This window comes from Marinobacter sp., from assembly GCF_048266785.1.
Classification (GTDB): domain Bacteria; phylum Pseudomonadota; class Gammaproteobacteria; order Pseudomonadales; family Oleiphilaceae; genus Marinobacter.
The window spans coordinates 259,317-283,024 of sequence record NZ_JBLWYX010000001.1; the positions used below are offsets into that span (position 1 = coordinate 259,317).

21 protein-coding genes and 1 pseudogene are annotated in these 23,708 nt (G+C 55.2%); 5 read left to right on the forward strand and 17 right to left on the reverse strand.

Translation table 11 applies throughout. The annotated features are described in order from the left end of the window. Positions 1-65: 65 nt before the first annotated feature. From ACN0V1_RS01220 to ACN0V1_RS01245, 6 genes and pseudogenes are all read right to left on the reverse strand, one after another. Positions 66-770 (reverse strand): ABC transporter ATP-binding protein, encoded by a 705-nt coding sequence (locus ACN0V1_RS01220; protein ID WP_417543630.1) that lies wholly within the window; start codon positions 768-770, stop codon positions 66-68. A gap of 210 nt (positions 771-980) precedes the next feature. After that, a pseudogene (locus ACN0V1_RS01225) lies at positions 981-1,430 on the reverse strand (hemerythrin domain-containing protein); the annotation flags it as partial. A gap of 21 nt (positions 1,431-1,451) precedes the next feature. Next, positions 1,452-2,210, reverse strand: a complete 759-nt coding sequence (locus tag ACN0V1_RS01230; RefSeq protein WP_417543239.1) for an ABC transporter ATP-binding protein — start codon at positions 2,208-2,210, stop codon at positions 1,452-1,454. Next, complete coding sequence (locus tag ACN0V1_RS01235) at positions 2,207-3,214, reverse strand: branched-chain amino acid ABC transporter permease (RefSeq protein ID WP_417543240.1); 1,008 nt, start codon at positions 3,212-3,214, stop codon at positions 2,207-2,209. The genes ACN0V1_RS01230 and ACN0V1_RS01235 overlap by 4 nt, the downstream gene beginning before the upstream one ends. Beyond that, positions 3,214-4,089 (reverse strand): branched-chain amino acid ABC transporter permease, encoded by an 876-nt coding sequence (locus tag ACN0V1_RS01240; protein ID WP_417543241.1) that lies wholly within the window; start codon positions 4,087-4,089, stop codon positions 3,214-3,216. The genes ACN0V1_RS01235 and ACN0V1_RS01240 overlap by 1 nt, the downstream gene beginning before the upstream one ends. A 76-nt stretch (positions 4,090-4,165) precedes the next feature. Continuing rightward, a complete protein-coding gene (locus ACN0V1_RS01245; protein WP_417543242.1) occupies positions 4,166-5,326 on the reverse strand; it encodes an ABC transporter substrate-binding protein in 1,161 nt (386 codons plus the stop codon). A 468-nt stretch (positions 5,327-5,794) separates the two neighbouring features. Between ACN0V1_RS01245 and paaX the strand changes: the two genes are divergently transcribed. Continuing rightward, positions 5,795-6,766: a phenylacetic acid degradation operon negative regulatory protein PaaX gene (gene paaX / locus ACN0V1_RS01250; RefSeq protein ID WP_417543243.1), complete on the forward strand. Its 972-nt coding sequence runs from the start codon at positions 5,795-5,797 to the stop codon at positions 6,764-6,766. Positions 6,767-6,789: 23 nt separating this feature from the next. On the opposite strand, the gene ACN0V1_RS01255 is transcribed toward paaX, so the two are convergent. Next, positions 6,790-9,153, reverse strand: coding sequence for a DUF6351 family protein (locus ACN0V1_RS01255; protein WP_417543244.1), 2,364 nt, complete (start codon positions 9,151-9,153; stop codon positions 6,790-6,792). A gap of 120 nt (positions 9,154-9,273) precedes the next feature. After that, positions 9,274-10,701 carry a PLP-dependent aminotransferase family protein gene (locus ACN0V1_RS01260; RefSeq protein ID WP_417543245.1) on the reverse strand — a complete coding sequence of 476 codons (1,428 nt, stop codon included), beginning with the start codon at positions 10,699-10,701 and terminating at the stop codon, positions 9,274-9,276. A 371-nt stretch (positions 10,702-11,072) separates the two neighbouring features. On the opposite strand from ACN0V1_RS01260, the gene ACN0V1_RS01265 reads away from it, so the two are divergent. Next, a complete protein-coding gene (locus tag ACN0V1_RS01265) occupies positions 11,073-11,315 on the forward strand; it encodes a hypothetical protein (RefSeq protein WP_417543246.1) in 243 nt (80 codons plus the stop codon). On the opposite strand, the gene ACN0V1_RS01270 is transcribed toward ACN0V1_RS01265, so the two are convergent. Continuing rightward, positions 11,290-12,087, reverse strand: coding sequence for a tellurite resistance/C4-dicarboxylate transporter family protein (locus ACN0V1_RS01270; RefSeq protein ID WP_417543247.1), 798 nt, complete (start codon positions 12,085-12,087; stop codon positions 11,290-11,292). The two genes, ACN0V1_RS01265 and ACN0V1_RS01270, sit on opposite strands and share 26 nt — an antisense overlap. A gap of 341 nt (positions 12,088-12,428) precedes the next feature. Here ACN0V1_RS01270 and ACN0V1_RS01275 point away from each other — a divergent pair, with 341 nt between their 5' ends. Then, a complete protein-coding gene (locus ACN0V1_RS01275) occupies positions 12,429-12,755 on the forward strand; it encodes a hypothetical protein (protein ID WP_417543248.1) in 327 nt (108 codons plus the stop codon). 113 nt (positions 12,756-12,868) lie between these two features. Here the strand turns inward: ACN0V1_RS01275 and nhaD are convergent, their stop codons facing one another. From nhaD to ACN0V1_RS01310, 7 genes are all read right to left on the reverse strand, one after another. After that, entirely contained in the window at positions 12,869-14,377 is a 1,509-nt protein-coding gene (nhaD, locus tag ACN0V1_RS01280; protein ID WP_417543249.1) for a sodium:proton antiporter NhaD, read from the reverse strand. A gap of 143 nt (positions 14,378-14,520) precedes the next feature. Next, positions 14,521-16,323 carry an AMP-dependent synthetase/ligase gene (locus ACN0V1_RS01285; RefSeq protein ID WP_417543250.1) on the reverse strand — a complete coding sequence of 601 codons (1,803 nt, stop codon included), beginning with the start codon at positions 16,321-16,323 and terminating at the stop codon, positions 14,521-14,523. Next, the gene (locus tag ACN0V1_RS01290) at positions 16,320-17,129 is read right to left on the reverse strand and encodes an ABC transporter ATP-binding protein (protein WP_417543251.1); all 810 of its coding nucleotides are present in this window, start codon (positions 17,127-17,129) and stop codon (positions 16,320-16,322) included. The genes ACN0V1_RS01285 and ACN0V1_RS01290 overlap by 4 nt, the downstream gene beginning before the upstream one ends. An 8-nt stretch (positions 17,130-17,137) precedes the next feature. Then, entirely contained in the window at positions 17,138-18,346 is a 1,209-nt protein-coding gene (locus tag ACN0V1_RS01295; RefSeq protein ID WP_417543252.1) for an ABC transporter substrate-binding protein, read from the reverse strand. A 36-nt stretch (positions 18,347-18,382) separates the two neighbouring features. Then, positions 18,383-19,426, reverse strand: a complete 1,044-nt coding sequence (locus ACN0V1_RS01300; RefSeq protein ID WP_417543253.1) for a branched-chain amino acid ABC transporter permease — start codon at positions 19,424-19,426, stop codon at positions 18,383-18,385. Between the two features lies 1 nt (position 19,427). Beyond that, on the reverse strand, positions 19,428-20,306 hold the full coding sequence (locus ACN0V1_RS01305) for a branched-chain amino acid ABC transporter permease (protein ID WP_417543254.1): 879 nt from the start codon (positions 20,304-20,306) through the stop codon (positions 19,428-19,430). Further along, on the reverse strand, positions 20,307-21,122 hold the full coding sequence (locus tag ACN0V1_RS01310; protein WP_417543255.1) for an ABC transporter ATP-binding protein: 816 nt from the start codon (positions 21,120-21,122) through the stop codon (positions 20,307-20,309). A 168-nt stretch (positions 21,123-21,290) separates the two neighbouring features. On the opposite strand from ACN0V1_RS01310, the gene ACN0V1_RS01315 reads away from it, so the two are divergent. Next, a complete protein-coding gene (locus ACN0V1_RS01315; RefSeq protein ID WP_417543256.1) occupies positions 21,291-22,085 on the forward strand; it encodes an enoyl-CoA hydratase/isomerase family protein in 795 nt (264 codons plus the stop codon). 118 nt (positions 22,086-22,203) lie between these two features. Further along, the gene (nfsA, locus tag ACN0V1_RS01320) at positions 22,204-22,941 is read left to right on the forward strand and encodes an oxygen-insensitive NADPH nitroreductase (RefSeq protein WP_417543257.1); all 738 of its coding nucleotides are present in this window, start codon (positions 22,204-22,206) and stop codon (positions 22,939-22,941) included. Between the two features lie 10 nt (positions 22,942-22,951). Here nfsA and ACN0V1_RS01325 read toward each other — a convergent pair whose 3' ends face one another. Further along, the gene (locus ACN0V1_RS01325) at positions 22,952-23,707 is read right to left on the reverse strand and encodes a putative 4-mercaptohistidine N1-methyltransferase (RefSeq protein WP_291950352.1); all 756 of its coding nucleotides are present in this window, start codon (positions 23,705-23,707) and stop codon (positions 22,952-22,954) included. Position 23,708: the final 1 nt, after the last annotated feature.

Here is a 23,708-nt window from a genome sequence, read left to right on the forward strand (position 1 = left end):
TATGGGGAGGGTAAAAAAACCGCCAGCAGCTCAACGCTCTGGCGGTTTTTTTTGTACCTGTTACATCACATACCCAGATACGCCTCACGTACTTTCTCGTTACTCAGCAGCTCACGACCCGAGCCTTCTATGACCACCCTGCCTGTCTCCAGCACGTAACCACGATCAGCAAGCGCAAGCGCCTGGGAGGCGTTCTGCTCCACCAGAAAGATGGTCATACCTTCGTTTTTGAGCTCTTTGACGATGTTGAAGATCTCTTCAATGATCAGCGGCGCCAGCCCCATGCTGGGCTCGTCCAGCAGCAACAGTCTGGGTTTGGCCATCAGCGCACGGCCCATGGCCAGCATCTGTTGCTGACCGCCGGACAGTTCACCCGCCAGGTTGCGGCGTTTCTGGCGCAGTATGGGAAATTTCTCATACATGCGCTCAATGTCGTCTTCCACTTCCTGGCTACGCCCGCGGGTGTAGGCGCCCAACAGCAAATTGTCTTCAACGCTCAGATCCTTGAACACCTGCCGCCCCTCGGGTACCTGGACAATGCCACTGGCAACCCGCTGGTCCGTACTCATTTTCAGCAGGTCCTTACCCTCAAAATTAATGCTGCCGCTGTCTGTCGGCTGCAGGCCCGAAATCGTCATAAGCAGTGTCGACTTGCCCGCACCGTTAGCACCAACCAACGAAACAATTTCACCGCTGTTGATACGGATATCAACACCGTGGAGCGCTTCGATCTGGCCATAAGAGGTCTTCAGGTCCTTGATAGAGAGCATTTCCTCTTTAGCGTGCTGTGAAGTTCTGCGCGGCGCATGGTGTAGCCCCAGGCCGCCCAGGCGTTCTGGCGTGTAACTCACAATTCGATGGCGCAACTCACGGAATTCGTCCCGCACCCGCTCGCCAAATAGCGGGTCGTTGGACTGATCCCGGGATTCGGTAATCAGGCGCCAATCGTCTTCACTCAGGAGCTTGCGCGCCCGGGGAATGACCACGCCTTCTTCTTTCTTGATGTGTTTGCGCAAGGCCTCGGTAAACCGTGCCAGTGCGTGGCTGAAGTCTTCCCGGCCATCAGGCCATTGCTTCATGCACACCATTAAAAGATGGCGTAGCTCATTGATCTTCTGATCACCAATCACATACCCGTGCGCAAGCTTGTCGAGCAAGGGTTTGGTTTCCGGTGACTTCTCTCCCAACAGGCGGTACAGCACAATTTCCTCGGGCGAACTGTGCACTCGCCGTGCAAAGTGCTGAATGTAGTCGAAGATAGTGCTGAACAGCGTTTCATCTGGCTTCTGTTCATTGATGTTCATATCGTGCTGGAGCTGATCCAGCAGATCCAGAATTCGCCACAGGGCCTGATGTTCCTGAACAATGGTGCTGATGGCTTGCAGGCTGTAGCTGTCCTCAGGCGCAACGTTGGTCGGTGTCTGTGTCATTATGGTTATTCCTCGCTCCGTTTAACCGCCCAGGTAGGCTGCAATCACGTCCGGGTTTGCACGAATCTGTTCCGGCGTACCTTCCGCCAGCACGCGCCCGTAGTTAAGCACCAGCAAACGGTCGGAAATACCCATCACCAGCTTCATGTCATGCTCTACCAGCATCACCGTAATGCCCTGCTCGGCAATCTTGCGGATCAGCTCTTCCAGCGCTGCGGTCTCCACAGCGTTCAGGCCAGCCGCCGGCTCATCCAGCAAGACGACTTTCGGCTCCGCAGCCAGCGCACGGGCAATTTCCAGCCGTTTAAGTGCGCCATAGGACATGGCCGAGGCTTCGGTATCGAGGTACTCGCCACAACCCACAAATTCCATCAGTTCAGCAGATTTCTCACGCGCGGCTTTTTCACCACGGGTAAGCGCTGGCAAACGAAACAGGGTAGTCAGCAAGTTGCTTTTCAGAGTCAGGTGCCGGCCCAGCATCACGTTTTCAATAGCCGTCATGTTCATACAGATCTGCATCTGCTGAAACGTTCGGCACATGCCCCGCTCCGCCAACTGGTTGGGCTGTAGTTTCGCGATGCTTTCGCCGTTCAGCTTCACTTCGCCGCTGGTGGGCGTGTACAGGCCTGTGATCAGGTTGAACAGCGTGGTTTTACCGGCACCGTTGGGGCCGATAACCGAATACACCTGGCCGGCATCCACTGCAAAACTCACGCCTTCAACAGCGTGTACGCCGCCAAACGCTTTAGACAGATTATTGACTTCCACCAGAGCGGTCATGCGTCACCTCCGGCAGACTTCGAGCGCCGTTTTGCCAGCAGGTTCGCAGCGGTTGGCAGCAGACCTTTGGGCATGAAAATCATGGTCAGCATCAGGATCAGACCAAATAACACCATTTCCATCTCCTGAAAATCGGCGAGCAGTTGCGGCAACAGTTCCAGCACCACAGCGCCGATGATCACACCAATGGTCGAGCCCATACCGCCAAGAACCACCATGGTGATCAACAGAATGGAAAAGTCGAAACTGGCGACAGAGGGCGTAATAAAGCCCTGGAAGTGCCCATAAAGCGCACCCATTACACTGGCGTATACGGCGGAGATTACGAATACCAGGCTCTTGTACTTTGCGGTGTTTACACCCACTACGCTGGCGGCCACTTCCGAGCCATGAACGGAACGCAAGGCCCGGCCAATAGGTGAATCAATCAGGTTCTGGGCCAGCCACACGGCGGCCAGAAGCACCACGCCGGCGAACAGATACCAAGCCAGATCACCGCTGATGTCCATGCCAAACAAGGAATACTGGCCGAAGGCGCTGAGTTCCCAACCGAACACGTCAAAGGCGGGCACTGGCATGCCGTCCGGCCCGCCTGTTATTGCCCGCTCGTTGTTCAGGATAATCGCGATGATGAAGCCCACTGCGAGGGTGGCCATGGAAAGATAATGACCTTTCAGGCGCAGAATCGGGCGACCAACAACCCACGCAATAATCGCTACGCCAACGGCACCGACAATTAAAGCGGGTATGGCCGACCAGCCGTATGTGCTGGTCATGATGGCGCTGAAATAAGCACCGAGCCCGAAAAACCCGGCATGGCCCAGACTGATCTGGCCGGCGAAACCCACCAGCAGGTTAAGGCCCACAACGGCACCGGCAATCAACGCGATTTGCGTAGCCAGGCCATAATGAAACGGGTTGGAGATGAACAGTGGTACGGCAAACACCACGATGGCCAGAAACAACAGGCCCTTGAGACGAAATTGCGACAGTCGGGCCATCATCACACCCGCTCCACAACTTTGGCGCCAAACAGGCCCCGGGGCATGAAAAACAGCACCACAAGAATCATCGAGAACGCCACCGCATCCTTGTAGTCAGACGACAGATAACCCGCAGCCATAGCTTCAACCACCCCAAGTGCCAGGCCACCGACGACGGCGCCCATACCGCTGCCCAGGCCCCCAATGGCCGCTGCAACAAAGCCTTTCAGCCCGAGGATGATGCCGATGTCATAGGACGTGAAGGTGATCGGCGCCACCACAATACCGGCTATCGAGCCCAACAATGCAGACACCATGAACGCCAGCATCAGCACAACCTGGGTACGAATACCCACCAGGCGAGCGGCATCTTTGTTCATCGAGGTAGCAAGGATAGCCTTGCCGGTGAGTGTGCGGGTAAAGAAGTACACCAGCACGGCAACAAGAACCGCGCCGACACCCAGCACCCACAGGCTCTGCGTGTTCAGCACAGCACCAAAAATCTGAATCGGCTCGTCACTGCTGAAGTTAGGCATTACGTGGTATTCCTTGCCCCAAACCAGCTGGGCCAGGCCACGAATGAAAATGGACGCTCCGATGGTAATAATGATCAGTGTAACCACATCCGCATTTTTAGCGGGTGCAATGGCCAAGCGCTGAAGGGCAATACCAAGTACGCCAGCCAGGACCACAGCAAGTACAATCGCGAGCAGCATGGGTACACCCATAGCGGTCAAAGATACGGTCGCCATACCGCCAATCATCAGGAACTCGCCCTGGGCGAAGTTGATCACATGGCTGGCGTTATAAATCAACGTAAAACCCAAAGCGATCAGGGCGTAGGTGGCACCAATAGTGATACCGGTAAACAGGTACTGCAGGAATTCAGAGAACATAATCGGGTCCGCTCGCGCAGCGGCTGGCGGCGACCCCTAAAGGTCGCCTCCAGCCTGTGGTACGGATGGGGATGGCTTAGTTGATCAGCTTCCAACCGCCATCCTGAACTTCCAGGATGCGGAAAGAATCGGCTTGCAGACCGTTGTGATCATCGGCCGACATATTGAAGGTACCGGTAACGCCCACATGACCCTGGATGGTTTCAAGAGCATCACGTACAGCGGCTTTGTCTGTGGTACCGGCTTTCTCGATGGCTTCAACCGCCAGCATCAAGCCGTCATAGGCATAGGCGCCAAAGGTTGACACCTTGGAGTTCCAGCGGGCTTCGTACTCGTTCTTGTAAGCTTCAACCACCGGCTTTTGCGGATCGGACTCTGGCAGTGAGTCCGGCACCAGCAATGGCGACGCAGGCAATCTCAGGCCTTCAGCACTGCTACCTGCCAATTCCAGGAAGCCATCAGAGGCAACACCGTGGGACTGATAGAACGGAAGCTCAATACCCAGCTGAGCGTAGTTACGGGTAACGATAGCCGGGCCCTGGCCAAAGCCGAAGTTAAGAATAGTCTGCACACCTTCGGTGCCGCGGATGTTGGTGAGCTGTGCTGTCATGTCAGTGTCGGAACCGCCGTAGGTTTCGTCAGCAACAATCTCGATTCCACCCATTTCCTTGGCCGCTGCGAGAGTTTGTTCGCGCCCGGAACTGCCAAAGCCACCGGTGCCCGAGATCAGACCCACTTTGGTCAGGCCACGCTCTTTCATATCATTCAGCACGCGCTCTGCCGCCATACGGTCGGTTTGCGGGGTCTTGAAAACCCACTTTTTAACCGGAGTGGTAATAACAACAGCACCTGCCAGAGAGATGAAGGGAATCTGCGCCTGCTCGACCATTGGCACGGCCGCCATGGTGGCGCCTGTGGTGCTACCGCCTACAATAATATCTACCCGGTCTGAACGAATCAGCCGGCTTGCGAAGTTACGGGCCTTGGAGGCGTTGCCTGCGTCATCGTAATGAACAAGCTCGAGTTGGCGGCCCAGCACGCCACCGTCTTTGTTGATTTTTTCAACATACATTTCCAGAGTTTTCAGCTCCGGATCTCCCAGAAAAGAGGCAGGACCAGTAACTGCAAGAAAGGAACCGATACGTATAGGCTCAGCTGCCTGAACGTTCATTGCCAGCAAGCCGGCCGCTGCAATGGCTGCAAACTTGCTTGCACGACGCGTAATATTTTTGAACATTTTTGTTGTTCTCCCAAGGGTGGTCAGGGCATTTTGGTTTTATGGGCCCCCAAATTTCCGGAAACAGAACGTTTTTCCTGCAAAAATGACGCTTTCCGTATCACGTACACCTTCGCAACGCCCTGTCTTCAGTTTGTCGTGACAGACATTCGCTTGCCACAACCATTATTGGCTATCCGCCATCACAATAATACGATACCGTTGACGGATATCAATGGAAAATATTGTATCATTAAACCGGTGTCAACTGAGGGCGGCGTCCAGGCACACAACTTTTACAGCAATCCATACCAATGTATTAGTACATAAGTGCCTTTTTGACATTTTCTTGTGAACACCCAACCCATTCCGGCAGCCGCAGGCTTGTGCATAAAAGCTGTAATTGCCCGCGCTGATTGTATACAGCTTTACCCGAAACCTGTATCGAGGATAATGAGCGCCGGAACGCCTTGAAGGGAAAAGAGAATCATGTCTGCAAAACAACAACTCGATAGCCTGATCCGGGACTTCCAGCAAAAACGCCCTTTACGGGCTGGGTCGCTGATCATTACGACCTACGGCGATATCCTCCACCCGCGCGGCGGAAACGTCTGGCTGGGCAGCCTGATGAAGCTTCTTACCCCCATGGGCGTGAGCGAGCGACTTGTCCGCACGTCTGTCTATCGGCTGGTCCAGGAAGGCTGGCTGCAAACCGAAAAGGTCGGCCGGTGCAGCTATTACAGCGTTACCGGTGCCGGCCTGAGGCGCTTTCAGCAAGCATTTGAGCACGTATACACGCTCGGCACCGACGATTGGAACGGCAGTTGGTGCCTGGTATTTCTCAACCAGCTGGAACCGGAAATCCGGGCCAAAGTGCGTGAAGAACTGAAATGGCTGAGTTTTGGCAGCATGGCAGCCGGCGTAATGGAACATCCACGCTTCACTCGCAACGAGCTGGTGCCGCTGCTTCAGGAATGGGGCGCGCTGGAAGACACCATCGTGATGCAGACCCAGCCACTGGAGCAGCGCAGCCCGAGGGCTCTGCGCAGGCAGGTCAAGGAAAGCTGGAACCTGGACGAACTGGGCTTTCGTTATAAGCGCTTTCTGGAGAAGTTCCGGCCACTGTGGCGAGAACTCAGCGCCAACGACAACCTCTCCCCGGAAGACTGTGTTACCGCGCGCATTCTGCTGATTCACGAATATCGCAAAATACTGCTGCGAGATCCTTTGCTGCCGGACGAACTGTTGCCAGGCGACTGGGAAGGACGCAGTGCCAAACAGCTGTGTCGAAATCTCTACCGGGCGATATACAGCCGCTCTGACGAGCACCTGGCAAGCCTGCTGGAAAATGCTTCAGGCCCACTACCCGGCCCGACACCGGGTTTTTATCGTCGCTTTGGCGGCCTGTCTGAAGAAAATGTAACAAGTAGCGCTGCAGTAATAGCGAAAGAGTCAGCCTGACTCTTTCGCTGAAAGCCCAACGCTCAACCAGCAGGACGCCCCTGATCCGGCTGGCTGTAATCGCAGACACCGTCAGGGAAAATCTCGTTCAGCCAGGTAACCTCCGCCGCGCTGAATGAAACCGTTCCATAAGTGCTGTCTGTCAGTGCGGTTGCAACCTGTTTCAGGCTGCACTTGAACACACTGCCCTCTATCGGTCCGCCCGCCTCTATTCTCGACGTAGTGTAAGTTTCGAACCTCGCGGTGCAGGCACCTTCAGCCTCGGCGTCCAGAATACCATTCCAGACATCGTCCCCCGCTGCTATGACAGTGCCATCGGTTTCATAGCAGGTGTCCACCGCTGCTGCAGGTCTGTTGTCAGCAATACTCTGCTCCGGGTTCGCGCGAATGTTCATCAGCCAGTCATGCAGTACGTCCAGTGCCGCCCATGTCGGGTTTGATTCTTCCCGTGGCTCAGGCTCACCCTCATCTGAGATGACGGCCGGCCGGGTATCGGTAAACCAGATGACCTGATTGCCGGCATCTCCCATTTTGTTGATGATGCGCTGGCGAACCGAGAAAGACTGGTGACTGTTGTGCATGTCCAGCACTTCCTCCAGGTAATGCCGCCAGTCGATGACCGGCATATTGAGCTGCCCATCGAAAACCATACCGGAGTCATAGGCGGCCTGAATCGCCAACAAATCGCCCTCGGTCCGTGACGCCGGCAATGTGCCATCCGGGCTGAGATTCATGTTGCGGGAACTCCAGGGATCGAATTTGCGGGGGTCCGCCTGGACATCCGCAAGTGAGCCAATGAACGGAAAGCCCTCTTGCACCATTTCAGAGGGCTGTTTCCAGCCACCAATCTGAGCGTTCAGCTTCAGGAACTCGGCTTTGGATATGTTGCTGTCGCGCAGCGCTCCAAGGCCATACTGCACGCCAACATTGTCGAACAGGGTTCGGGGGTCGCCGTTTTCGTCAAGGCCGTAGATATTTCTCAGATCGTCATAGTGAGTCCACTGCACGCTATCCATCACACCAGCAGGCTGCATCAGCTCCTGGTTGCGGGCATTTCCGAACAATGGATTCATCACCAATGGAGTCAGACCGCGCCACGCCGGGATGCACTCAGTCATACCCGGTGCCGTGCTGTATCCCAGCATGGCTTTTGCACCCGCAAACGGATCGGCATAGGCATCAATGGCGTTCAGCCCCACCAGCCAACTCCGGTTTGTGGTTGTCTGCCATTTCGCGTTGTCTTTGTCAGTAACGTCCATGTAGTACTCCAGCAATTCACAGTCGCCAATGTGAATGATCTGGGTCACCATGTCCGGGTAGGAGTACTGAGGCACACCCGCATCCAGAAGATCCGGGTGGTTCTGGGAATAGACGTACTGTTGGATGCCGCCACCGGATCCGCCAATGGCCACGGTATACTCAGGTACACCAAAGCGCTTGATGAAGTGCTCTTTTACCATCAGCGCGGTTTCGCCGCCCACCTGAAGGTTATAGTGGGTGTTGGTTCGAGTGCCGGTGGAGTAGATAACCGCGTAGCCTTTCTTGAGCACTTCCGCCTCAAGGGCCCGACCACTGATGCGGCCCTGGGTGTGCCCGATGGCAACGCCGCCTTCAAAATGAAACAACAGACGCCCGTTCCAGTTTTCCGTAGCGGCGTCATCTGCTTCGTCTCCCACGGATGCCAACGTGGCGAAGCTGTAGATAAACCGGTTGATGGTGCCCCGCTCCTGCCGCACAACAAAATCGACGATGCGACCATCGGTGAGCTCTGTGGTAGCCATATCCGCCGGCCGGGTACCGTCAATAGGCAAGGGCGCCCAGTCATCGCCGGTTGTGCGATAAACAAACTCCACATACGAGTCGATCGAACAGTCCTTGCTCAAACCAATCTGGCTACCACTGCCGTCCATAACCGGGAAGCCAGTATCGCCGGCGGTGTCCACCAAAGGCTGCTTGCCCAGCTCTGTGGTTACCGTACAAACGAACGGATACTGCTGCGGGCCAGAGAAAATCGGGCCGGTTACCGAATGAACCGTCAGAGTCAGGTCGCTCAGCGGTCCGTAGTCAACATGGTGCATTTCCAGCCGGTTTGTGCCTTTGGCAAGCCCTGCCACAAGTATTTCCGGGCCGTTGCGGCCATCTCTTATTACCGGGCGGATCCTGGCGTCATTGAGCCAGAATTCCAGGTTGTCTTTTTCCGCTGTGATCGTGGCGGCGTCGCCCTCAAGGCCGATCAGAACATCGTCACCACTGACCTGATCCGCAGCGCTGGACAGACTGGCGAGCTCAAGATCGGGCTGATCGGAGGAGCTATCGAAACAGCCGCTTAGCAGGAAGGCTATCAAGCCTGCGACCAGGCCAAGCTGCACCTTTGAGTTGTTACGCATAAACAAACCCCTCTTCGCTATATTGTTGTCGGGCTTAACAACGAGCATAGGAGCGGGTAGCACATCGCAACAGATACAGATTCGAACAAAACACTCAAACAGGCGCAGTCGTTTGAATGGTCAGGTCAGCTGCTGATGCGCCAGCACGCCAAGCTTGCGCACTGCCGCTGCAATGGAGGGCGTCACCGGGCTACCGGCATTCAGGCGCAGACAATGGGTGTGGCGTCCGGCCGGGGAAAATACCCGACCAGGGAAAATGTGAATCTGCTGCGCTAGCGCAAGATCAAAAAGCCGCCCGGAGTCGATGGCTTTTGGTAGCTCCAACCAAAGCACGCACCCCCCAGAAGGCTTATTGATTCGGGTCCCTACCGGGAAATACTGCTGGGCCAATGCCGTCAACTCACGGGTCTGACACTGGAGGTGAGAACGCAACTGTTGCAGGTGATGATGATAGAAGCCGCTCTCCATGAGCTTTGCCATCACCAGCTGAGGCGCAGAAGCCGTGGCAATGTTGCTCACCTGTTTCAGTTCCAGCACCCGGTGCAGAAAACGCCCCGGAGCGATCCAGCCCAGCCGCATACCCGGCATAAGGGATTTGGAGAAGGAGTTGCAGTAGATCACCTCGCCTTCCCGGTCGAACGCCTTGACCGGCAACTGCGCCTCCCCGAAAACTGTGTCGCCCCAGATATCATTTTCGATGACCGGAACCTTGTAACGTCCGGCCAGCTGCGCAAGCTTTTCGCGGTGCCCGATTGGCATGCTGAAGCCCAACGGGTTCTGGGCATTGGCTGAAATCATGCAGGCAGACACCTGGCCCCGGCGCAAAGCCTGCTCAAGCGCTGCCAAACGGATACCTTGCTGAGGGTCTGTGGGAATTGGCAGAGCCTTACGCCCCAATACCTCCAGAGCAAGCAGAGTGCCGTAATAGGTGGGTGTTTCTATAGCCACGGCATCCCCGGGCTTTGTCACTACCCGCAAAGCGAGTTCAATGGCTTCCATACAGCCATTGGTGACCAGCAAGCCCTGCTCAGTAACCGGCACCGGATAGTTCAGGCTTCGGCGGGCAAGCTGATGTGCAAAATTCTCCTCACCGCGTGGATGAGCGTAGTGCCAGGAGGCAAGCCCATCCGATCGGGTAACATCCCTGAACGTCTGCAATACCCGCTCAACAGGCATAATTTCGGAGCCGGGCAAGGCAATCCCGAACCGCGTCATGGGGCGGCTGGCGTAGGGTTCCATGTAGCGCAGAATTTCTTCACTGAGCGAAACTTCCACTGGAAGTAACGGAATAGGCGGCCGTGCCGCATCCACCGGCTTTTGTTCAGATAGATTCGGAGTGACGATCACGCCGGAACGCGGGATACGACGGATCAGACCATCGGCTTCAAGCTGCCGAAAGCACTGCAGAATAGTGTTGACGCTGACATGGAACAGCCGGCTGAGGACCCGCACAGAGGGCAGTTTCTCTCCGGCACGGTAACTCCCCTCATGGATATGCTGCCTGAGGTGGTGGCTGACGTTTTCATACAGGTAGGCTTTTCCAGACATGACCAATCCCGGCACTCTACCCAGAGCTGCCCCCGCGTGGAGAGGCTATCCAACAGATCGGCGAGGCGGCCCATATTGTTCTTTTATTTCAGCGTAGACCAGTCTGGCCCTTTGGTACAGGATGCTGAACAGAGTCACTTTTTATCAAACACTTGGGGCGCTTTATCAATTACTAATGGGCCTCTGGACACTTACATCCGCTGCCTCGACTTGATTTAGAACAACTCAAACCATCGTTCAATCCGGTCAGTCGCGTTAATGTATTGCAACTCTTCTTTATCTTCCAAACGAATACAAATACTGCTTTAAAAGCCCGCGTTCACTTGATTTGCTTGCCGGCCGTACTTAAGATGCATTAATAATGAATCAAAATGACAGACTATGACGCCCACCATCGCCGTTCTCCTGATCATTACCTTCGTGCTCTCCACGGTTGGCTTGCTGTTGCTGATCTGGTCTATCGCCAACCATCAGTTCAGCCGGTTATTGCAGCCATTGCCATGTCACTCAGCAGCCTATGTGTTCTGCTCAACAGCCTGCGCATGCAAAGACACGTTGCCGGTGATGCGCCAGACAAAGCCCATGCCGTCAGCCACGTAACTTCGCCGGCCTGAATGATCGCACCAGCCCAATGAATGTAATGGCCCAGGCAACCAGAGCAAGGTAGAAAAAGCTGATGGGAATGAAATCCAGAAAGTGAAAACCCAGAGCGGCCGTCATCTCATAGGTGCTGGCGGCGTACATGCCCAGAGGGAACACCGCACCCCAGTATAGGGGGTCATATTCCAACGGGAACTTCTTGTACACATGCCGCCATATCCCAAGGATAAACAGCATGGGTATCCACCAGGTTCCGGTGGCCCAATAGAACACCGAGAAGCCCTTCAGAAAGGGCAACAGTGAATCCAGAAACGGTGCATCTTTCACATTCACAATCAGCAAGGAGCCGGCCAGTGTCGAAATTGCCATGGCTCCCATGTTGATCCAGTATGGCGGCGCAAGATCACCCGGAGAAAATTTGAAAAAGGTATAGCGGTAGAAAATCAGCGACATCATCCAGATGTACAGCATGCCGCCCCAAAGCCACATGGACAGCGCCAGAAAGTTAATACCCAGCTTGTAGGGCTGAGGCATATCCACGGCAATTAACGCACTGAGCACCGCAATGGATTGAGTTGCCACCACCGCCAGCAACCATCCGCCGGTAATACCCTTATCCAGCGACGGTTTTTCTTCTTTTACCGTGAATGCCGTAAATATGGTGTAGGTCAGTGCCAGCCAGAGCAGAATCGCAAACACCCAGAGCACGCGCCCGGCCAGGGTAAATTCCGTCAACATGATGAATTGGCTGCCAAGAACAACGGAGCATCCTGTGTTATACCCCACCCGGCTGCACTCATTTACCTGAACACTCCCTCTCTGATGGGCACCCGTGGCCAGTTTCAGTCTAGCCCCGAGCAGAACCTGTTCAACTTTGCATTTATAACCATTCACCCCGCAATCAGACACATAATTGCCTTTAATTCCAAAGCTGATATGGTGCCCGGCCATCCAAGTGAAGGAGCTGGCCATGGTTTCTTTGTTCCCCCTTTCGATCACCTTCCATTAGTCAGCGAGCCCCGCCATACGGAGCTCGCGTACGGTCGTTATTTCTTTAGCGAAGACAACCAGCCAACCGTTTGTGTTGCCATTGGCAATGCGAACTTTTTAACATCAGAGAAACTGACATGATGATGAATGCGGGCTTTAACCTGGGTTCACGTGATATCAAAACGTTGAATATGAAACTGGGGCAAATTTACAGAACCCCCCTAACCAAACCAAAAAACACAGCATTGATTGGCAGCACTGTTACGTTGATCAATTGCCTGGACTCTTCAGTGCTTACGTTCCGGTTAACAGATTCCAGTTCCTGCCCGGAAGCCGACAAAGACGATGTCTGCATCGGCTCACGGTTTGGCCTTGCCTTGCTGGGCACCAAGCCGGGTAGTGTGGTCAAGCTCGGGTTGAGCAACGAGGAAGGCCACGCGGTAGTGCTGAAAATACTGAACTGATGAAGCAACCTCCATCGCCGGCGACGGCTGCTATGCGTAGAACAACACGCTGACTCAGTTGTCTTCAGACAATTCGGAACACGGAGCCCTGAGCGGGCTCCGTGCATATCGTGTCAGAACAGGCCTGCATTCAACCACATATGCGTTGCAATAGAAGCCGCGTAGCCAAGCATGATCACCGGTGTCCAGCGCAGATGCGACATGATGGTGTAGTAACCCCGGGCCTGGCCCATCAATGCAACCCCGGCAGCTGAGCCGATTGATAGCATAGAGCCACCAACACCCGCAGTGAGTGTCACCAGCAGCCACTGGCCGTGGGACATATCCGGCCCCATTGAGAGCACGGCGAACATCACCGGAATGTTATCTACAATCGCTGATATAACACCGACGGCAATGTTGGCACCCGTCGCGTTCCAGTCGCTATACAAAAGCTGAGACACTTCAGACAGATAGCCAATGTAACCGAGCCCGCCCACACACAGCACAACACCGTAGAAAAACAGCAGCGTGTCCCACTCGGTGCGCGCCATAGGGTTGAAGATGTCGAAAGGCACAGCTTTGTCGAGTCGCTCGAGCAGGCGGGTATTCTGGTGATTTTCAGCCCAGACCCGTTCACGGGCAACACCGCGTTTAAAGCTGCGCTGCAGGTAGTAACCCAAGAACTGCAGGTAAGCGAGGCCCATCATCATGCCAACCACGGCCGGCAGATGCAGGAAGTTGTGGCCCAACACCGCGGTTGTGATGGTTAGCAGAAACAGCGCAACGGTGCGGCGGGCACCGCGCTTCATAATAACCGGTTCCGACGCATCCTTCGGCGGCTCGCTGGGAACGGCAAAGCTCATGATCACTGCCGGCACCAGGAAGTTGACTGCGGCGGGAATAAACAGCCTGAAGAACTCGGTGAACTCGACCACGCCCTTCTGCCAGACCATCAATGTTGTGATGTCACCAAACGGAGAAAACGCCCCGCCGGCGTTTGCCGCGATCACAATATTGATGCAACCAAGGCCTATAAAACGCGGACTGTCTTCACCCACCTTCATCAGCACCGCACACATCAGCAGGGCCGTGGTCAGGTTATCGGCGATGGGTGAGATGAAGAATGCCAGCAACCCGGTAATCCAGAACAGGCTGAGATAACTGAAGCCCTTGCTCACCAACCAGCCACGAAGCGCATCAAAGAGCTGACGCTCCTCCATGGCGTTTATATAGGTCATTGCCACCAGCAGAAACAGCAGGAGCTCGGAATATTCCAGAAGATTGTGTTTCAAGGCGGCATTGGCGCTTTCGGTATCGCCACTCATGGCCGCCGCACCGGCGACCAGGAACCAGATCAGGCCTGCCGCCAGCAGCACCGGCTTGGACTTGCGCAGATGCAGTTTTTCCTCAAGCATCACGAACGCATAAGCGATAACAAAGATCGCAACCGCAAGGTAACCCACCGGGTGGCGGGTCAGATTCACAACGCCGGATTCAGCCGCGCTGGCAAACGCGCTGAACCCCAAAGAAAAAATCACAGACAAAATAAGGGCCACTTTCATACCGATACCCTGAGGTATAACGGCACGCCGGAGCCCAAGCCGGGCGGGTGGTTTTTCGTAACGTGTGATTTCAGTCATGATACCTGGCTCAAAAGTTTTGGGGGCCCATTATCAATCAAAATAAGCTTCTCAAACCATAGCTTCCGTCAAGTAGGCTTGATCCAGATCGTTCGCAAGCTATTCTGTCTGGTTTTCCCCCGTAATATCACTCTCAAGCCTTGTCACCTATACAACGTCTCGATCACCTCCGCGTACTTCTCATAGATTTTGCTCCGGCGCACTTTCATGGTGGCCGTCACTTCATCATCGTCGTGATCCAGCTCTTTGCTCAGCAGGTGAAAACGCTTGATCTGCGCCACTTGCGGCAGTCTGTCGTTGCCCTTGGTAACCTCCGCCTGAATCAGTTCCTGTACCTTCTCGTGCTCGGTCAGGCTGCGGAACGTGGTGTAAGCAATCCGTTCCTGCTCTGCCCACTTGGCGGCTGTCTCAAAATCCACCTGGATCAGCGCCGAGACATACTTGCGGGCCTCACCAATGACAATGCACTCCTTGATGTAAGGGCTCGCCTTGATGGTGTTTTCAATTTCCGTGGGCGACAGGTTCTTGCCCCCGACGGTAATCATGATGTCCTTGAGCCGGTCAACGATTCTCAACTGACCTTCCTTCCATTCACCTACATCACCGGTATGCAGCCAGCCGTCCTTCAGAGTAGCGTCTGTTGCCTCATCGTTCTTGTAGTAGCCTTTGAAAACCGTGCCGCCTCGCATAAGGATTTCGTTCTGCTCACCCAAAACTACCTCAAGCCCGGCAACCGCTGTTCCGACCGTGCCAAGGCAAACGCTGTCGACACGCTGGGCTGTCGCAATACCCGTGCTCTCGGTCTGACCGAAAACCTCAACCAGAGGGACACCCAAAGTGCGGAAGAACTGCAGAATGCCCGTTGAAATCGGGGCCGCTCCGGTCAGCGCAATGGTGCAACGGCGCAGCCCGATAAAGTTCTGCAAAGACCGGAATACCAGCCAGTAATAAATGCCGTAAGTAAGCCGTTCGCCAAGACTCCACTTTGCTTTTGGCTTGGTCGCCATTGGCTCACAGGCTTTCATGGCACGATCAAAAAGCATCTGCCGAAGGCGCCCTGTCTCCTGCATCTTTATATAGATGGCAGAATGGAGTTTTTCCCAGATCCGCGGAACACCCAGGAAAAATGTCGGTGCGATCTCTCGCAGATCTTCCTGAACCGTACGCAGGCTTTCGCCAAAGCTCACTGCACTCCCCACATAAACCGGCGCGATATTGGTCAAAGCCTGTTCTGCCACATGGCACAGCGGCAGGTACGACAAACTGGTACTGTGCTGATCCACGCCCAGCAATTCAATCAACCCGGGCGCACCTGCCTGCAGGTTGCCCCAACTGATCATTGCACCCTTGGGCCGGCCGGTAGAACCGGACGTATAGATCATCAGGGCGAGATCATCCATTTGCTGAGTGTCGAGCAGTTGGTCAATCAACTCAGGATGGCTGTTCTCGAATTCCCGCCCCAGGGTTTCGATTGCGTCGAATGAGGACGGAGGCTGCGGATAGGATCGCAGCCCTTTCGGGTCTATAACGATGTTGTGCTTTAGCTGCGGCAGCTCGGGCCAAGCCTCCAGAACCTTGTCGGTCTGCTCCTGATCCTCACACACCACCATTTCGGCATCGCTGTGCTCAAGTACGTAAGCCACCTCATTCCAGGGGCTGGTGGGATAGACCCCCACGCAGATACCTTTTACCAGGCCGACCCCCATCTGGGCGATAACCCACTCGACCCGGTTTTCGGAAATAATGGCAACGTGGCCACCTTCGGAAAGACCAAGCGCTCGCAGGCCCAGGCCAAAGTGGCGGGCGCGCTGATAGTAATCCTGCCAGGAATAGGCCTGCCAGATACCGAAATCTTTCTGGCGCAGCGCCAGCATATCGGGGCGCTCTTTGGCGTGCGCCCGAAGCATTTGTGTAAGCGTAAGATCAGGAATTTGCGATGCTGTCATGACAGCCACCGCTTGCGGCGCTTGTAATGTTTGATGTCCCGGTAACTGCGGGCTTCACCTTCTTTGCCACCAACGCCCAGATAGAATTCCTGCACATCTTCGTTGGTTGCGAGCTTGTCCGCCGGACCGTCAATCACGATTTTGCCGTTTTCCATGATGTAACCATAAGACGCAATCGCCAGAGACACGGCCGCATTCTGCTCGACCAAAAGTATTGCCGTACCCTGCTCCCGGTTTATACGGGCAATAATGGTGAATATTTCCTCCACCAGCTGCGGGGCCAGGCCAAGCGATGGCTCATCCAGCATGATCAGTTCCGGCTGGGCAATCAGCGCTCGGCCAAGCGCCAGCATTTGTTGCTCTCCGCCGGACAGATAGCCCGCAAGTTGCTTGCGGCGCTCTCGGAGCCGGGGAAAATAATCGTAAACCAACTCGTAAGAGTCGTTCAGTGAAGTCTTGCGCCCGCTGAGCGCGTAAGTTGCAGCAACGAGGTTTTCCTCAACGGTCAGGTCTTCGAATACGCGGCGCCCCTCCATTACATGAAAGAGGCCATCGCGAACCAGTTTTTCCGGTGCCATCCCTTTTAAAGGGCGGCCCTTGAAGCGAATCTCACCGGCCGTCACCTCGCCGTCCTCCAGGGCCAGCAGCCCGGACACACTTTTCAGTGTGGTGGACTTGCCAGCGCCGTTGGAACCCAGCAGCGCCACAATGGCGCCACGGGGAACACGCAGTGACAGGCCCCGGAGAACCTGCACCGCCTTGTTGTAAACCACTTCTATGTTATCGATTTCCAGCAAGGCTTCCATACAGCGTCTCAGTCGAGGTGAATCCAGTCAGATACCGGCTCGTAGCGAGCTTCTTTAGCGTTTACTCGCCAAATTCGACCAACCGGGAACGACATATCCTGCACCGTAACCGGAATACCGATAATGCCGCCTGTGTCCCAGTCCTTGATAGAAGCCAGAGACTCAGCCATGTTTTCGGCAGTCAGTTCCTTGCCTGCATCCAGGGTGCGCTTGATCACTTCGGTCCATACCATCGCGTTAAACCAGCCCTGCATGTAGCCAGTGGGGCGATAGCCGGCATCCGGATCGCTCTTTTCCGCCGTAGTGCGCAGTGCGTCAAGCATGGGCCCGCCTTCGGCGCTGTCATAGTAGTTGTATGGCATAACACCCATGTAGCCATCGGCGTCTGCGCCCATCTTGTTGATGATCAACTTGTCGGTAGACCAGAAGGTACCCATGAACCGGGTATCCAGCCCCATCTGCCGCATCTGCACCATGAACTCGTTTATGGGCGACAACACATAACCGTGGAATACCACGAAGTCCGGGCGTACCCGGCGCAGCTTCAGTATCTCTGCAGACACGTCCACACTGCCGGGTTTGGTAACAATTTCTTCTACCACTTCGATACCCATTTCAGCGGCTTTGGCCTTGCCGTTTTCAATAGGGTCTTTGCCAAACTCGGTATCGCTGTATACAAATGCAACGGTAGGCATATCGCCATCTTTGCCCTGAGTCGCAATGTACTCAAGAATAATGCCGAACATCTGGCTGTAGTTGGGGCCAGGGATGAACTGATACGGGTACTGTTCATTGTCTGTCAGCGCGGTCGCGAAAGATGCGCCGCTCATCAGTGTGGTGCCTCTGCTGTTCAGTTCCGAGGCAATGGTTTTCATGAACCCGGTGCTGTCACCGTAGTAAACCGGCACCGTGTTACTGCCGGTGATTTTCTTGAACGCTGCCACGGAACGGTCGACTTCGTAGCCGGTGTCTTCCATGACATACTTCACCGGATGGCCGTTGATGCCGCCCTCGCTGTTGATCCAGTTGGTGTAGTCGGTCAGGCCGGCGTGGATGTGCACGCCGGCAAAGGCGAACACGCCGGAAAGAGGTATGGAGCCACCAAATACGATGGGGTCTTTATCCTGTGCCATTGCGGGCGCTGCTGCTAGCAGGGAAGCGGCAATCGTGCCGATGCCTGCAAACCTGCGACCTTTACTTAAGATGCGTTTGAACATGTTTCTTCTCCTTGCGGCTTCTTGTTGTTAAATCCACTAGTTCTTGAAGGGCCATAAACTGAAAAAGCGCCGTATGCGGTGCCAGATCTCCGCAAGCCCGTGCGGTTCAAAAATAAGGAAACCGACAATCAGGGCACCGAAGATAATTTCGAGCATCGGCGACATGAATATCGGTGCGTTTGGATAAAACGGGGTCAAAGCTGCGGTGAGCAGTTTGAGCACTTCCGGAATCAGCGTCATGAAGGCCGCACCGAGGATGCCGCCCAGCAGGTTGCCCATACCGCCGACAATAACGGCTGCCAGATAGAAAATGGACATGGAGAGAGGAAAGCTTTCCGGCGTAACCACCCGGTAAAAATACGCAAACAAACCGCCCGCCACACCGGCATAAAACGAACTGAGCGCGAAAGACATCAACTTGTAGCGCAGCAGATTAATACCGAGTATTTCGGCGGAAATATCCCGGTCCCGGATCGCGATAAATGCCCGGCCAGTGCGGGTTCGGAATATGTTTGTGGCTCCAGCCACCATCAGCACCGCTAGCGGCACAATGATGAAGTACATGTCAAAATCACTTTGGAACGTCAGCCCGAACAGATGCGCCGGCTCCAGACTCAGCCCCCCCATTCCGCCGGTTACAGACTCCCACTCAGCAAAGATGAAGTGCAGAAAAACACTGGCAGCCAGGGTAGCAATCGCCAGGTACAGCCCTTTCACCCTCAGGGACGGAAGCCCCACCAGAATGCCAACCGCAGCAGCCAGCAACCCGGCAAACAGAAGCGTTACAGGGAAAGGCAGTGCTGTGTTTGCAGACAACCAGGCAACGGTATAGCCGCCCACCCCCATAAAGCCCGCCTGCCCGAGCGAAATAAGGCCGGTAAATCCGGTCAGGATGTTAAGCCCCGTGGTGCTGATAACCGCAATGCCCACCATGCAGCCCAGATACAGCAGATAGGCGTCGGCCATAAAAGGAAACACGGCAAGCGCCAGCAGAAAAAAAGCGAACCAGATTTTCTGGGTGGAACTTTTCCAGATAGCCTCATCGGCTTCGTAGCCCTGTTTTGCGTCACCAATGCGCATCTTATACTCGCTCTATGTCGTGGGTGCCGAGAAGGCCGTAAGGGCGGAAAACCAGAATGACTGCAAGCACCGCGAACGTAGCGGGCATACGGTACTCTCCACCCAGATATGCGCCTGCAACGGTTTCCAGCCAGCCAATAAATACCCCGGCAATCAGAGCGCCAACGATGCTGTCGAGCCCTCCGACAATCACCACCACCAGAACACTCAGGCCAATAGCACCAAACTGCGGGCTAAGCCCACCGGTTGCCGCCACCAGCACGCCCGCCAACGAGGCGGCAAGCGAACCGAACACCCAGGCCAGATTGAATACCCGGCGCACGTTAATGCCCATCGAATAGGCGGCCGCCTGATCCGAGGCGGTAGCCCGCAGCGCAACGCCACCACGGGAAAAGCGAAAATACAGCAGGTAAATGATGAGCAGTGCAGCGCCGATCAGGAAGCCATAGGCAATCTTGGGCGCCAGGTACATCTCGCCAATAAACACCGGCTTGCGGGGCAGGAAGCTCGGCAAAAGCTGCGGATCAGCGCCCCATATCATCTCTACCACTCCCATCAGAATGCTGGCGATGCCGATAGTGACCATGACCACGGAAATGGATGACTCCCCCAGCATCGGGCGAATCATGACCTTTTCAATCACGCCGCCGAGCAGGCTTCCACCAAGCACCGCCAGCGGCAGAGCTACCCAAGGCGACATTTCCATGCCACCGGCAAAGGCCAGAAACAGATACGCCGCGAACATCATGATCTCGCCGATGGCGAAGTTGATGACGCGGGTGGCTTTATAAATGATCACAAAACCCAACCCGATCAGGGCATAAAGACCACCCATGGCCAGGCCTGCCAGACTGATTTCTCCAAAAAACAACCAGTCCACTCAGGCCACCTCACGTTCTGGGTTGAGCTTCTTGCGCAGGCTGTCCATGTCACTGGTGCCAAGATACGCTTCGATAACCTGTGGGTTGTTCTGCACCTCTGCCGGCAGCCCCTCCGCTATTACCTGGCCGAAGTTGAGCACGGCAATATGGTCGGAAATATCCATGACCATGCCCATGTCATGCTCCACCATCAGAACCGTTACGCCCCACTCTTCCCGGATATCCAGAATAAACCGGGCCATATCTTCTTTCTCTTCACGGTTCATCCCGGCGACCGGCTCATCCAGCATAAGCACCTTCGGCCGCATGGCCAGAGCACGGGCCAGCTCCACCCGTTTCTGCAGGCCGTAGGACAAGCTGGCTACTGGCTGGCGTCGTATATGGTCAATCTCCAGAAAATCGATAATGTGGCGCTCTACTTCCTGACGCACCCCCATTTCCTCGCGGCGCGCCGCGCCAAAATACGCGAGGGAACCCAGCAGACCGCTTTTCATGTGCACATGGGCGCCCAATTTGATGTTGTCGAGTACCGTCATGCCACGGAACAGGGCTATATTCTGAAAGGTTCGCGCAAGGCCCAAGGCCGCGCGGGCGGGCGGTTTTATTCCCGTGAGCGCCTTACCCTGATAGCTGATGGTGCCTTGCTGGGGTTTGTAAAAACCGGAGATGCAGTTAAAAAGTGATGTCTTGCCGGCGCCGTTCGGGCCAATCACTGTGGTGACGGTATTTTCCGGCACACGGAAGCTCACATCCTGGAGCGCCTTCACGCCACCGAACGAGAGCGAAAGATGATTAATTTCGAGGATACTGGACATTATTCCCCGCATATCCGCAGATTATGGTTATTGTTGTTTACGTATACGTCAGGTTAGTTTCCTGAGCACGATTTAAAGTAGCCTATTCCCATCGCAAAAACCAAGACACTCTGTTCTATAGTTAGCTAAACAGGTACCCGAATACTCTCAGCGACGGAATTCACAACCATGACGGAAAGCCCTGTAATCTCGACGTTTGATGACCAAGCTGGCGTAGCCACCCTGACATTCAACCGCCCCGACGTCCTCAATGCCATCAACACAGCCATGGCCGAAGCGTTTCTGGAAGCGGTTAAGGATTTAAAAGAGCAACCAGGATTACGCTGCATCGTAATGACCGGCGCCGGCAGGGCCTTCATGGCCGGTGGCGATGTCGCCAGCATGGCCGGCACTCCGGAACACACGCAGGCAGTTATTAACAGCTTGCTCGTGCCGCTCAATGAAGCGATCCTTCTTTTGAGAAGCATGGACGCTCCGATCATTGCCGGCGTAAAGGGTGCGGCGGCAGGCGCCGGACTGAGCCTGGCTCTGATGGCAGACATCATCATAGCCGAGGAAAACGCGCGATTTCTTATAGGCTATAACGGAATAGGCACGGTGCCAGACTGCGGCGGAACCTGGTTTCTGCCGCACAAGATAGGCACGGCACGCGCAACGGAAATGATGCTGCTTGGCCGCCAACTCACAGCAACTGAAGCAGAACAATTAGGTTTGGTGACCGAGGTATCACCGGAAGAAACATTTGATGAGGTTCTGGCAGCCACCGTCAATCAGGTCTCCAACGGACCGACTCGGGCTTTTGGCGCATTCCGCCGACTGGTGGATGATGCCAGTGGGCGATCCCTCGAGATTCACCTGGAAGCGGAGCGGCAGGCGTTTCTGAAGGCCAGCGAAACCGCCGATTTCGCAGAAGGCGTATCAGCGTTTCTCGCCAAGCGACCAGCCGCTTTTTCCGGCCAGTAACGCCGGGGAACGACGTCTCGGCACGGTTTCTGACTTTGCAGCTTGCCCGCAAACACCCTATCCTCCATTTTTTACAACGTTCGCATGCTATCTGCGTGCTCACCGATTACGAGGAATCATGAATCCAGTCATCGAACTACTGAACTCCCACCGCTCAATCCGGAAATTCACAGAGCAGAAGATTCCCCGCGAGCTATTCAGGGAAATCATCCGTGCCGGCCAGAGTGCGGCCACATCCAGTCACGTTCAGGCCTATTCCGTGATTCACGTGGTTAATCCGGAAAACAGAAAGAAAATCGCAGAGTTGGCCGGCGGACAGAACTACATTGCCGAATGCTCCGATTTCCTGGTGTTCTGTGCCGATATGAAGCGGCCCACGGAAGCGGCACAAAGGGCTGGTGCAGAGGTGGTTCACGGTATGACGGAGCAATTAGTGATTGCCAGTGTCGACACCGCACTGATGGCTCAAAATGTTGCCATTGCCGCTGAATCCGAAGGCTTGGGGCTTTGCTACATCGGTGGCATACGGAATAATCCTGCCGAAATCAGCGAAATTCTCCGCCTGCCTGAGCACGTGTACCCGGTGTTCGGCATGTGCCTTGGGTACCCTGACCAGGACCCGGAGGTAAAACCCCGGCTGCCGCCAGAGGCCATTCTCAAGGAAGACTATTACCAGGACGAACAGGATGAGGCTCAGGTAGCGGGCTTCGACGAGACTATGAAAAAGTACTACCTGGAGCGCACGGGCGGCAACAAGGACACAAACTGGTCAGAGCAACTGAAGCCCCTGTTCACCAGCAAACTGCGTCCGCACATGAAAGACTTTCTCGAGGAAAAAGGCTTCAAAATGCGGTGAACCGCTCAGATCAAGAGCTGATTTTCTGCCACACGGTCAGCTCGGAAAAACTGTACTGAAACTTGTTACGTGTTTCCCTGATCACAAAAGGCAGGCTTCTGGATCCCAGTAGCAACGTGAAGTGAGGTGCCAGCATGTCGTGCAGCCCGTCGAGGGTGGTGTAGTCTTCTCCATCTTTCTGAAAGCCGCCCACCCATTTGTCCCTCGGCGTGTAGTCTTCCAGCCAAGTGTAAGGGGAAGCAATCAACAAAAGCCCGTCGTCATTTAATCGGTCATGAATACGGGTCAGGAAGAGTGCAGGGTCGTAAAGCCGGTCGATGAGGTTGCCAGCAAGCACCAGATCATAGCCGGTGAATTCAGGTTTGAGGTCGCAGGCGTCCCCTTGATGAAATGCCACCCGCTCAGCGGTAGCTTCCAGATCCAGAGACGCCAGAGAACGTTCCTGGTAGCTTACCAGTGCACCCTCTTCAGGGCGGGCGTATCGAACCAACTTATCCCGGGCCATCACCTGGCATTGCTCTACGAACTTGCTGGAAAAATCGATGCCGTCCACGTGTGCAAAAACCCGTGCCAGTTCAAAGCTGGTGCGCCCACAGGCACAGCCAATATCCAGAGCACGCCCTGGTGTTCGGCCGTCCATCGCATCAATCGCCACCCTGGCCAGGCCCCGGGGAAAGTTCGCTTCGCCGTGCCACTGTTCACCAAAATGAAACTCCAGATACTGGGCCAGCGTGGTGTCGTCTTCATAATAGGCGCTTTGCTGCACA